The organism is Cryobacterium sp. Hz7 (assembly GCF_004402815.1).
Taxonomy (GTDB): domain Bacteria; phylum Actinomycetota; class Actinomycetes; order Actinomycetales; family Microbacteriaceae; genus Cryobacterium; species Cryobacterium sandaracinum.
The window spans coordinates 89,715-101,385 of record NZ_SOFB01000013.1; the positions used below are offsets into that span (position 1 = coordinate 89,715).

At 68.5% G+C, this 11,671-nt stretch carries 9 protein-coding genes; 3 read left to right on the forward strand and 6 right to left on the reverse strand.

Features of this window, described 5'->3' with window-relative positions; genetic code table 11:
• Window positions 1-92 precede the first annotated feature (92 nt).
• Both gabT and E3N86_RS03225 read left to right on the forward strand, forming a co-directional pair.
• Window positions 93-1,475, forward strand: coding sequence for a 4-aminobutyrate--2-oxoglutarate transaminase (gene gabT / locus E3N86_RS03220; protein ID WP_104100276.1), 1,383 nt, complete (start codon window positions 93-95; stop codon window positions 1,473-1,475).
• 16 nt (window positions 1,476-1,491) lie between these two features.
• On the forward strand, window positions 1,492-2,514 hold the full coding sequence (locus tag E3N86_RS03225; RefSeq protein ID WP_233191307.1) for an asparaginase: 1,023 nt from the start codon (window positions 1,492-1,494) through the stop codon (window positions 2,512-2,514).
• Window positions 2,515-2,529: 15 nt separating this feature from the next.
• Here the strand turns inward: E3N86_RS03225 and E3N86_RS03230 are convergent, their stop codons facing one another.
• Genes E3N86_RS03230 through E3N86_RS03245 form a run of 4 tightly spaced genes read right to left on the reverse strand, consistent with a single transcriptional unit; the run spans window position 2,530 to window position 6,662 of the window.
• Window positions 2,530-3,336: an ABC transporter permease gene (locus E3N86_RS03230; protein WP_174842991.1), complete on the reverse strand. Its 807-nt coding sequence runs from the start codon at window positions 3,334-3,336 to the stop codon at window positions 2,530-2,532.
• Window positions 3,333-4,247, reverse strand: a complete 915-nt coding sequence (locus E3N86_RS03235) for an ABC transporter permease (RefSeq protein WP_104100278.1) — start codon at window positions 4,245-4,247, stop codon at window positions 3,333-3,335. Before E3N86_RS03235 ends, E3N86_RS03230 begins: the two co-directional genes overlap by 4 nt.
• A gap of 1 nt (window position 4,248) precedes the next feature.
• Window positions 4,249-5,448, reverse strand: coding sequence for an ABC transporter ATP-binding protein (locus E3N86_RS03240; protein ID WP_134511319.1), 1,200 nt, complete (start codon window positions 5,446-5,448; stop codon window positions 4,249-4,251).
• A 2-nt stretch (window positions 5,449-5,450) separates the two neighbouring features.
• Window positions 5,451-6,662, reverse strand: coding sequence for a spermidine/putrescine ABC transporter substrate-binding protein (locus E3N86_RS03245; RefSeq protein ID WP_104100280.1), 1,212 nt, complete (start codon window positions 6,660-6,662; stop codon window positions 5,451-5,453).
• A gap of 345 nt (window positions 6,663-7,007) precedes the next feature.
• Here E3N86_RS03245 and ald point away from each other — a divergent pair, with 345 nt between their 5' ends.
• On the forward strand, window positions 7,008-8,123 hold the full coding sequence (gene ald / locus E3N86_RS03250; protein ID WP_104100281.1) for an alanine dehydrogenase: 1,116 nt from the start codon (window positions 7,008-7,010) through the stop codon (window positions 8,121-8,123).
• A gap of 104 nt (window positions 8,124-8,227) precedes the next feature.
• Here the strand turns inward: ald and E3N86_RS03255 are convergent, their stop codons facing one another.
• On the reverse strand, window positions 8,228-11,344 hold the full coding sequence (locus tag E3N86_RS03255; RefSeq protein ID WP_134511320.1) for an FtsK/SpoIIIE domain-containing protein: 3,117 nt from the start codon (window positions 11,342-11,344) through the stop codon (window positions 8,228-8,230).
• A gap of 122 nt (window positions 11,345-11,466) precedes the next feature.
• The coding region (locus E3N86_RS17155; protein ID WP_206751004.1) for a hypothetical protein at window positions 11,467-11,671 on the reverse strand (205 nt) is incomplete at its 5' end.

The window sequence follows — 11,671 nt, forward strand, 5'->3', positions numbered from 1 at the left end:
GGCCGACAACGGGCCGTAACACGGCCAGAGAACCGATTGTCGCAGCAATTCGCCGCGCCTCCCGTCGCATCGATCGGTAAACTGGTCAGATCATGACTGACACGCTGACGCCTTCGACCTCTCCGTCCACCCCCGCCGCACTGGTTTACACCGTGCCGCAGGAACGCAAGATCGTGACCGCGATCCCGGGTCCGCGCTCGAAAGAACTCCAGCAGCGCAGGCTCGCCGTCGTCTCCGGCGGCGTCGCATCCGCTTTGCCCGTCTACATCGCCAAGGCGAACGGCGCCATCCTCGTCGACGTCGACGGCAACCAGTTCATCGACCTGGGCGCCGGCATCGGCGTGACCACGATCGGCCACACCGAGACCAGCGTGGTCGCGGCCGCCGTCGAACAGACCCAGGACTTCATCCACACCCTCTTCACCATCACACCCTACGAGGAGTATGTGCGCGTCTGCGAGCTTCTCGCCGAGCACACCCCCGGCTCCTGGCCGAAGAAGTCGGTGCTGATCAACTCGGGCGCCGAGGCCGTCGAGAACGGTGTCAAGATCGCCCGCAAGCACACCGGCCGCCGCGCCGTCGCCGTGCTCGACCACGCTTACCACGGTCGCACGGTGCTGACCATGGCCATGAACTACAAGGCCATGCCCTACGCCACCGGCTACGGCCCCCTCGCCAGCGATGTCTACCACGCCCCCAGCTCCTACCCGTATCACGACGGTCTGAGCGGGGCGGATGCCGCGGCGCGCACGATCGCGTACCTCGAGAAGGTCGTCGGACCCACCGACCTGGCTTGCCTGGTCGTCGAGCCCATCCAGGGTGAGGGTGGCTTCATGGTTCCGGCCGAGGGCTACTTCAACGCCCTGCAGACCTGGTGCACCGCGAACGGCGTCGTCATGATCGCAGACGAGATCCAGAGCGGCATGGCCCGCACCGGCAAGTACTACGCCAGCGAGCACTTCGGCTGGACCCCCGACCTCGTGCTCACCGCCAAGGGCATCGCCGGCGGCATGCCGCTGGCCGCCGTCACCGGCCGCGCCGAGATCATGGATTCCTCGCAGCCCGGCGGCCTCGGCGGAACCTTCGGCGGTAACCCGGTCTCCTGCGCAGCGGCCATAGCGGTCTTCGAGTCGATTGAGCGAGGCGATCTGCTCGCCGAGGGTGTGCGTATCGAGAACACCCTGCGCGCCGGCCTCGGTTCTCTCAAGGAGAAGTACGACATCATCGGCGAGATCCGCGGTCGCGGCGCTATGATCGCCATCGAACTCGTGCAGCCGGGCACCGGTGACACGGAGAAGGCGCCGAACGCCGCCGCAGTGTCCTCCATCGCCGCCTACGCCGCCCAGCACGGCGTGTTGCTGCTCACCGCCGGAACCTACGGCAACGTGCTGCGCTTCCTCCCGAGCCTGGCCGTGAGTGATGCCCTCCTGAACGATGCCCTCTCGGTCATCGACGACGCCATCGCCGCGCTTTAGGCGCGAAGCACACACCGTGACGACGACATTCGAGGTGCCAATCCACGCCGGGCAGACGTTCTTCGTCCCCGATGCGGTCGAACTGGCCGTGGTCGAGCGCAGCGGCTTCATCGAATCGAGGCATGCCGGCAGCGCGGTCGTGCTCACCAGCGAGGGCGCGGTCCTACGCGCCCTCGGCGATGTGACCACCCCGATCTTCCCGCGGTCGTCGATGAAGCCCTTCCAGGCCATCGCCGTGATGGCCAGCGGGGTCACCCTGCGCGGGGAAGACGCCGCCATCGCGACCGCCAGCCACACCGGAACGCAGCGCCACGCCGACCTTGTGCGCGGGCTCCTCGCCCGCGCCGGCATCCCCGAGACGGCACTCGCCTGCCCGGCGGCCTGGCCGGACGACTCCCCCACCCGCGACGCCCTGGTGCGACTGGGGGCCGCCAAGGCCCCGATCTACATGAACTGCTCGGGCAAGCACGCCGCGATGCTCGTGGCCTGCCAGCAGAACGGCTGGGCGCTGTCTGGATACTTGGAGCCGGCGCATCCGTTGCAGAAGCGCATTCTCGACGTGGTGGAGCGCTTCACCGGCGAGCGGCCGTCGGCGTCGGGCATCGACGGATGTGGCGCGCCGGTTCACGCGCTGTCCCTCACCGCTTTGGCACGCGGCATCGCCCGCATCGCCACGTCCAAGTCAAACTCGCCGTTCGCGATCTACCGCGAGGCCGGCTTCCTCGGCGAGGCAATACGGCAGAACGGCTGGGTCATCGCCGGACCCGGCATGCCCGACACGGTCGTGATCGACCGCCTCGGACTGTTCGTGAAGACCGGCGCGGAGGGCATCTGCGTCGCCTCCGCCGCCAACGGCACGACGGTCGCCCTCAAGATTCTCGACGGCAGCCTCCGGGCAACCACCATCGTGGCCCTGCGTCTGCTTGCGGACTCCGGTGCGATCGCACACAGCGACGTCGAGGCCATTCTGCCCGAGCTGCACCTGATGGTGCTGGGCGGTGGGCTCCCGGTCGGGGAGATCCGCGCCAGCTACGTGTAGGGCGCGGGCCGGGAGTCAGCCCAGTTTTGCCAGCCGCTTCTCCTTGGCCGCCCGGGATACCTGGGCGGTGATCACGATCACCAGGGCGAAAATGAACACCGCCGACGCGATCACGTTCGCCTCGGCCGGGATCCCCCGGGCTGCGGACACGTAGATGTACTTGGGGAACGTGGTGACGGCGCCGGAGTTGAAGTTGGTGATGATGAAGTCATCGAAGCTCAGCGCGAAGGAGAGCAGCGCGGCCGCCAGGATGCCGGGCAGCAGGAGCGGAAAGGTGATCCGCGCGAACACCTGGGTTGCCGAGCCGTAGAGGTCTCGGCCGGCCTCCTCGAGCGCGTGGTCGAGGCTCGCGACACGCGCCTTGACCGTCACCACCACGAAGCTGATGCAGAACATAGTGTGAGCCAGAATGATCGTAGACATGTCCTTCGGAACGCCGAGCGACAAGAACTGCGCGGCCAGGCCGGCGCCGAGCACGACTTCCGGCGTGGCCATCGGCAGGAACAGGAGCAGGCTCGTCTGCGACCGGAACCGGAACCGGTACCGCACGAGGGCGATCGCGATCATGGTGCCGAGCGTGGTCGCGGCCACCGTGGCCACCACGCCGATCAGGATGCTGTTGCCGAACGCCTCGCAGACGGCGCCGTTCTGCACTTGGCACACGTTCAGCCACTTGTCGAAGGTGAACCCGCGCCAGGTGATGTTGGACTTGAGCGAGTCGTTGAACGAGAACACGAACGTGTAGACGATCGGCACCATCAGGAAGATCAGCGCCAGCACCGTGTAGAGCGGCAGCAACCACTTGCCCAGGGAGATTTTCACAGCAGCTCCTCCGTGCCCGACCGTTTGACGTAGACGCTCACGATCACCAGGATCACCGACATCAGGATGATCGACAGCGCGGCCGCCGCCGGATAATTCTGCAGCACCAGGAAGTTGGCCTCGATCACGTTACCGATCATCTGGGTGTCCGGTCCGCCGAGGAAGTCCCGGCTCGCGTTGATGTAGTCGCCGGCCGCCGGGATGAAGGTCAGCAGGGTTCCGGCCACGATGCCGGGCATCGACAGCGGGATCGTGATCTTGCGGAACACGTCGAACGGATGCGCGTAGAGGTCGCTGCCGGCCTCGAGGTAGCGCAGGTCGAGCCGTTCGAGCGTCGTGTAGAGCGGCAGGGTCATGAACGGGATGAAGTTGTAGGTGAGCCCGAAGATGACGGCGAAAGCAGTGCCCGTGAAATGGGCATCCGGTGCCAGCAACGACAGAGCCTTGAGCGAGGTGATCACGAACGACTCGTCGGACAGGAGCTGCTTCCAGGCCAGGGTGCGCAGCAGGAAGCTGATGAAGAACGGGGCGATCACCAGCACCAGCATGAGGCTCTGCAGCAACGGCCAGGGCCGCGCCTTCACGCCGATGAAGTACGCCAGCGGGTAGCTGAACACCAGGGCGAGCAGCGTGGCGATCAGCGCGTAGCCGAAGGAGCGCATGATGTGCGGCCAGTAGGCCGTGATCACGTCGACGTAGTTCTCCCAGCGGAAGGCGTAGGAGTACTGGCCGACGTCGCCGAATTCCGAGGGGGCCTGGAACGACGTCAGCAGCAGCGAGACGAGGGGGGCCAGAAAGAACAGCACCAGGTAGAGGATGCCCGGCAACAGCAGGAGCAGCGCGATCGGGCTCTTCCGGCGCGGCGCCGGTTCGGGCGCGGTGGTGCTGGTGGAGAATGCCGCGAACGCCACCCTAGGCTCCCTCAAGCTCCGTGAGCAGGGAGGAGCGTTTCTGGGTCGCGATGCTCCGGGTGCTGTCGTCCGCCTCGAAACGGGGCTCCGCCGAGGCGTCGTCCTCGAGCCCGAAGCCGTGTTCGATGTTCCAGTCCAGCCAGACCTCGGACCCCTCATGGGCGACGGGGCCGAACGCCATGTTCTGCGCGAAGACGATGAGGGTGCCGACGCCGACGACCTCGACCAGGTACTGGGTGCTGACCCCGCTGAACGAGACGTCGATCACCCGGCCGGGACCCATCAGGTTGCGGGCGACGTCGGCGACGGGCTCGGTCACGTGCAGGGTCAGCTTCTCCGGGCGGACGCCGATCGTGACCTCGCCGGTGTGCCGGTGCGCGCGCGCCGCCGGAACCACGATTTTCTGGCCGGCCACGGCCACGAAGATGGCCTCGCTCGTGCTACCGACCACGGGGCCGGTGAACAGGTTCGACTGGCCGAGGAAGTTAGCGACGAACGCCGTGCGCGGCAGCTCGTAGAGTTCCTCGGGGGCGCCCATCTGCTCGATCCGGCCCTTGTTCATGACCGCGACGGTATCGGCCATGGTCATGGCCTCCTCCTGGTCGTGGGTGACGTGCAGAAACGTGAGGCCGACCTCCTCTTGGATGGTCTTGAGCTCGAGCTGCATCTGGCGCCGCAGCTTCAGGTCGAGCGCGCCGAGGGGCTCGTCGAGCAGCAACAGGGCCGGCCGGTTGACGATCGCGCGGGCGAGGGCCACGCGCTGCTGCTGTCCGCCGGAGAGCTGTTGCGGGCGGCGGGCGGCGAGGTGGTCCAGTTCCACCAGGCGGAGCGCCTCGTGAGCCTTGGCGACCGGGTCGTCCATCCGCCGGCGGCGCAGCCCGAAGGCGACGTTCTCCAACACTGTCATGTGCGGGAAGAGGGCATAACTCTGGAACACCGTGTTGACCGGACGCTGGAAGGATTTCTGGTTCGTCACATCCGTGCCCCCGATCAGGATGCGCCCGGCCGTCGGTTCCTCGAGGCCGGCCACCAAGCGCAGGGTCGTGGTCTTGCCGCAGCCGGACGGGCCGAGCAGCGCGAAGAACGACCCCGCGGGGATCTTCAGGTCGAGATGTTCGATAGCGGTGAAGCCCGGGAACCTCTTCTGGATACCCACCAGCTCCAGGTCGGCCCCCGCGCTGGCGAATTCTCCGTTGGCCATCCCTACGAGCCCAGCAGGATGCCCTGGAAGGCGGCATCGTACTTTTGCTCCTCCGCGCCGGTCAGGGTGCGGAAGACGCGAGCCTTGGCCAGGGTCGTGTCGTCCGGGAAGATCAGCTGGTTGTTCGCGAGCTCGGGGTCGATCGCCATCGCGGCTTCCTTGGCGCCGGCGACGGGGGTGATGTAGTTCACGTAGGCGGCGACCTCGGCGGCGACGGCCGGGTCGTAGTAGTAGTCGATGAGTTTCTCGACATTCTTCTTGTGCGTGGAGCCGATCGGCACCAGAAAGTTGTCGTTCCAGAGGGTGCCGCCCTTGTCGGGGACCACAAACTCCCATTTGTCCCCGTTCTCGGCGTTGAGCTGCACGATGTCGCCGGACCAGACGATGGCGGCGAGGGTGTCCTCGTTGATGAGGTCTTCCTTGTACGCATTGCCCTTGATGTTGCGAACCTGGCCGTCGCCGACCTGTTTCTCCAGCACGTCGATGGCGGCGAAGAACTCGTCGTCGCCCCAGTCGCCCGCGATGTCGACACCCATGTCGAGCATGATCAGTCCCATGGTGTCGCGCATCTCGGACAGAACGCCGACCCGGCCCTTGAGGTCGGAGCTCCACAGGTCCTCGACCGAGGCGATGCCGTTCGGAAGTTTCTCCTTGTTCCAGCAGATGCCGGCGAACCCGCCCTGCCACGGCACGCTCATCTTGCGGCCGGGGTCGAAGCCCACGTCTTTCAGGGACGGGAGCAGGTTTTTCAAGTTGGGGATGTTGGCCTGGTCGAGTTCCTGGGTGTAGCCGAACCGGATCCAACGGCCGACCATCCAGTCGGTCAGGCAGACGGTGTCGGCGCCGATGTCCTGGCCGAGGGCGAGCTGGTCCTTGACCTTACCGTAGTAGGTGTTGTTGTCGTCGACGGCCTCGGTGTACTCGACCTTGATGCCGGTTTCGGTCGTGAACGCATCCAGTGTGGGGTAGTCACCGGCGTCATCGACGTCGATGTAGAGCGCCCAGTTGTCCCAGCGCACGAGCTTGCTGCTGTCGGACTCGTCGGGGGCGGCGGTGGGCTTCGTGGCCCCTCCGGTCGAGCATGCGGCGAGCGCCAGGGCTGCGGCCCCGCCACCGGCTCCGGCGAGCAGAGCGCGGCGCCCCATCGTGGTCGCCCGGGCCTGACGGACCAGCTGAGCGATCATGGGATCTGCGGGCAACGGCCTGGGCTTCATGGTCGGGTCTCCTTGCACTTCTCAGCGGATGAGCTCTCACAGCTTTCATTGCGAGTTGCTAGATACTTGCACAGGAGCGCCCCCTGTGCACCCAAGAGTGACCGAATCGTTAATTTCTGGTCAGATCACGCACGAAATCAGCACTCTATGGCGACACTCTCAATCGAAATGAGCTGTTCGGCGGCGGTAGGATTTCGCTCAGGCCAGAGTGGTCCACCGCCCGGAGGTCCACCGCTGAGGGTTTGAACCAATTTGACGGAGATTTTCACCATAAAGGCCGTTTTTGGCCCCAAAAACGGTTTTTGAATCAAAATCTCCGTCGAATTCGTTAGACAAGGGAGCGCCATGAAGGTCGCAGTTCCGGCAGAAATCAAGAACAACGAGTTCCGGGTGGCGATCACCCCGGCCGGCGTACACGACCTCGTGGCGCACGGGCACGAGGTGTTGATCGAAACGGGGGCCGGGCTCGGCTCCGGGCTCAGCGACGAGAGCTATGCGGCGGCGGGCGCGACGATCATGCCGGATGCCGCGTCAACCTGGGCCGCCGCCGACCTGCTGCTCAAGGTAAAGGAGCCCGTGGCGAGCGAGTACGGTTATTTTCGCCCCGATCTGCTGCTGTTCACCTACCTGCACCTGGCCGCGGAACCAGCCCTGACCCGTGCGCTGCTGGAGGGCGGTGTCACCTCGATCGCCTACGAGACCGTGCAGCTGCCGACGCGGGCGCTGCCGCTGCTCGCGCCGATGAGCGAGGTTGCGGGCCGCCTGGCACCCATCGTCGGCGCCAACGCGATGCTCAAGCCCAACGGCGGACCGGGCCTGCTCGTGCCCGGGGTGCCCGGAACGCATCCGGCTCGGGTCACTGTGCTCGGCGGCGGTGTGGCCGGCACGGCAGCCATGCAGGTCGCCCTCGGGCTCGGCGCCCAGGTGACCGTGCTCGACACCAACCTGTTCCGCCTGCGCGAAATCGACGCGCTGTACTACGGGCGGGTGCAGACCATCGCCTCGAACAGCTACGAGATCGACCGGGCGCTGGTGTTGTCCGACCTGGTGATCGGATCGGTCCTGATCCCCGGGGCCAGGGCCCCCAAGCTGGTCAGCAACGAGCTCGTGTCCCGGATGAAGCCGGGCAGCGTGCTCGTGGACATCGCTGTGGATCAGGGCGGCTGCTTCGCCGATTCCCACCCGACGACGCACGCCGATCCGACGTTCACTGTGCATCAGTCCCTGTTCTACTGCGTGGCGAACATGCCCGGGGCCGTGCCGAGCACGTCCACCTATGCGCTCACCAACGCCACGCTTCCCTATGTTCGGCTGATCGCGAACCGAGGCTGGAAGGACGCGCTCCGAACGGATGCCGCGCTCGCTTTCGGCCTGTCCACGGTCGGCGGCCTCATCACCAGCGGCCCGGTCGCGAGTGCGCACTCGCTGCCGCTCCGCGGTCTGGTGGACGCGCTGGCCTGATCCACGGCGGGACGGCGGCGGGGCCGGCACCGCTGAACTGTGCTGCGGGACTGTGCTGCGGGACTGTGCTCCGGGACTGTGCTCCGGGACTTCGCGGCCGGCGGCTACACGACCTGGGCCCGCAGCGTGGCCCGGTGCACGGCGCCGTCCGAGCGCAGTACCCACACCCGACCTCGGTTGGGTGCCAACGGCGGAGGCAGGTCCCGGCGTCGGCTGATGGCCCGGTAGTCGGCCAGGCTGCAGCCGTCGAAGACCAGGTCCGCGTGCGGGCGCAGGGCACCCAGCAGGGACCACTGCGCCTGCCACGCGTCCACGTCTCCGACGAAGGCGGTGCCTGATTGTGACTCGCTCAGCCGGAGCGACGCGCCTGCCTGCGCGGCCTCCGCCAGCTCGCCGTGGGACACCGCCGCGAGGTCGACGACCCGCGCGCCGGGGACCGTTCCCAGCACTGCGGCCGAGCGGGACGGCGAGTCCGACACGACGAGAAGGGTCTGCCCGGGCCGCCCCAGGAGCGCGGCGGCATCCGTGCGTGGCTCGATGTCCCGCTGCGCCGCGACATCCGGGATTGCATTGCTCTGCTCCGGCGCGAGGAGCTGGATGCGATGGTCCTGCCAGCTCCCGCCGCCGGGCGGAAGGCGGTCGTCGAACAGGGCAGCCACTCCTCCGGCCGCGACGTGCTCGGCGACATCGGGCAGGCGCAGCACCAGCCGTCTCTGGCACAGGGAAGGCAGGGACTGCAGCGATCCGGTGAGCCTTTGCGCGGCGATGACGATCCGCAGGCCGCCCTCCGCGCCGTCGCGGAGCAGCCCGGCGAGCAGTTCGAGGGCCGCCGGACGGTGCTCCTGGTCCCAGCGGGCATGCACGCTATCGAAGTCGTCGAGAAGCAGCAGCCTGGCAGCCGGACTCCCGCCGGCGTCGAGGCATTGGCGCGCCTTGACGAGGCAGTCCCACACCGCCTCGACGTCCGCTCCGAGCAGCACGGCATCTCCAACGGGCGCGAACCCCGCCGCGACCGACGCAAGCGCAGTTGACTTGCCCGAGCGGGGACCGCCGATCACGAGCAGGCTGCCCTCGGCGATCGGCTCGTAGCGGGCCACCCGGTAGCGCTGCAGTTCCGGCTCGTCGAGCAAGCCCAGCAGACCGCCGGGCGCGGCACGAGCGTCGGGAACGGCACGGTCGTGCCCGGCCGCCACCGCGGCGCCGCCGAACGCACTCTCGTCGGCCGCCGTTCCGCCCGCGACGAGGGCGAGGAGGTCCTCGCGGCTTACCGTCTGAGGCAGCAGGTCGAGCCAGGGGCGCCGAGGGTTCGGCGCATCGGCATCCGCGACTGCGAGGGAGCGGATCTCGCGCGGCGAGGTCGTCGCCACCTGGCAGAGCACGGGCCCCGAGGAGTCCGCGGCGATCAGGCAGCGGCCGGCTTGGTCCGCGCCGAGGGCCGCGGCCGCATCCGTGCCCAGCACCGCCACGCTGTCGGCGCGGTTGTTCACCCGCAGCGACACCCGCAGCGTGCAGTTGGCGAGCAGGGCGTCACGCACCACACCGGTGGGCCGCTGGGTGCAGAGGATCAGGTGCACGCCCAGCGACCGGCCCCGCGCGGCTATGTCGACGAACAGAGCGTGCAGGTCGGGGAATGCGGTGAGCATGGTCGCGAATTCGTCGACCACGATCACGAGCCGCGGAAGCGCCCCGCCGGCATCCTGCCTCCGCAGGTCCACGATGTCACGCGCGCCGGCACGCCCGAGTACGCGTTCGCGATACCGCAGCTCGGCGGCCAGGCTGGCCAGCGCCCGGGCGGCCTGGTGCACGTCCAGGTCGGTGATCAAACCCACGCAGTGGGGAAGGGCGCAGAGCGGGGCGAACGCGGCCCCACCCTTGAAATCGACCAGGAGGAACGTCACCTCGTCGGGGCCGGCCGCCGCCGCCATCGCCGCCACCCAGGTCACCAGCAGTTCGCTTTTGCCGCTGCCGGTCGTGCCGCCGACGACCGCGTGCGGCCCTGCCCCGACCAGGTCGAGCGACACCTCCCCCGCTTCTCCCACCCCGATGACGCAACGGAGGTTCGGCGATTGGGGCTGCCCATGCGGTGCCCGATACCCGGGCTGGAAGCCAGAGAGCTCACCAAGGGCAACGGATGCGGGGACTCGCCGCGCATTCTGGACCAATCCAGCCGCCGAGGCCCGGGCGCTTAGCACGCGGGCGACCACGATCGCCTGTTCGACGGTAATCAGCTCGGGCCGGAAGCCACTCCCCCAGGCGTGCACGCTGGAGCGCAGCACCTCAGCCCGGCCGGGACCCTGCACCCGCACGATGGTGTCGCAGCCCCACGGCAATTCGGCAAGAGTGCCGGCCAGGGCGACGACCAACCCCGACCCTTTGGGTGCCCCGCCCAGGGGTGCCCCGCCCAGGGGTGCCCCGCCCAGGGGTGCCCCGCCCGACTTGGGTGCCCCGCCCAGGGGTGCCCCGCCCAGGGGTGCCCCGCCCAGGGGTGCCCCGCCCGACTTGGGTGCCCCGCCCGACGGCGCCTGGCAGATCACGAGGCGGCGGGCGCAGGACTGCCCGGTGTCGTGCGGGAGGGCGACCGCCCATTCCCAACCGCGATCAGGCACGGTGAGTCCGACCTGGTCTGGAGCCAGGGAGCAGGCCAGCTGCACCAGCAGCCCGCGGGCCAGCGCCTGCCCGAGCGACAGCGGTCCGACGATGCCGATACCACCGCCGGCATCGGCGTCGATCGGTGCCTCGGTGAGCGTGGCCGCCCAGTCGCGCACGTCGCGATGCTCGTCGGGAGCGGCGCCACCGTCGAGGCGTAGCCCGCTGGGCACCGCACCGGAGCCCAGGCTCACGTCTGCTCCCGAACCGGTCCAACGGATGGCCGCGTGCGGGGCGGCGACGATGCTGTTGGCCGAGGGCGTGCGCCGCCAGTGCGCGCGAAGCAGCTCCTCATGGCGCAGGGCCACCTCGGCCCGCAGTGTCGCCAGTGCCTGCCCCTGGTCGAGGGCGTTGGTACGCCGGGTACGGCGGCCCGTGCGCCGCGCGTCGAGCATGCCGGCCACGGCGATGACCGGGCCGAGCACCGCGAAGATCAGCACGAAGGCTGAGCCCGTGATCAGCCAGATCGCCCCGGCCGCGGCCAGCGGCGCCACGCTCGCGATGAGTGGGAAGCCAGGCGGCGGCAGGTCGGCCGGGCGGGTGGGGAGGGTCAGCGGGACATCGGCTCGGATCACCGCATCAGTCCATCACTCCGGAGGCAGGCGCCACCGCGGGCGCCGGCATCCGTCCCGGGATGACGGCCGGCCGGGTTGGGGAGGGGCCGGCTGAGTGAGTCCGGATCGATCGGTTGCATCGCTCACAGCGTCGAACGAATTCGACGGAGAATCTCGTTTAAAACTGCTTTTGCAAAGTATTCCGGGCTGTTTTGGGCAAAATCTCCGTCGAATTCGTTCGGGTCGATCGCGTCCGCATCGGCGGCGGCTCGGCGTCGGCTCGGCGTGGGCTCGGCGGCGGCTCGGCGGCGGCAGCGGCGCGGCTCGGCGTCGGCTCGGCGGCGGCAG

Coding starts and splice junctions, on each gene's coding strand:
- E3N86_RS03240 (WP_134511319.1), bottom strand. CDS start 5,448: ATGGCCAACGGAGAATTCGCCAGCGCGGGGGCCGACCTGGAGCTGGTG.
- gabT (WP_104100276.1), top strand. CDS start 93: ATGACTGACACGCTGACGCCTTCGACCTCTCCGTCCACCCCCGCCGCA.
- E3N86_RS03245 (WP_104100280.1), bottom strand. CDS start 6,662: ATGAAGCCCAGGCCGTTGCCCGCAGATCCCATGATCGCTCAGCTGGTC.
- ald (WP_104100281.1), top strand. CDS start 7,008: ATGAAGGTCGCAGTTCCGGCAGAAATCAAGAACAACGAGTTCCGGGTG.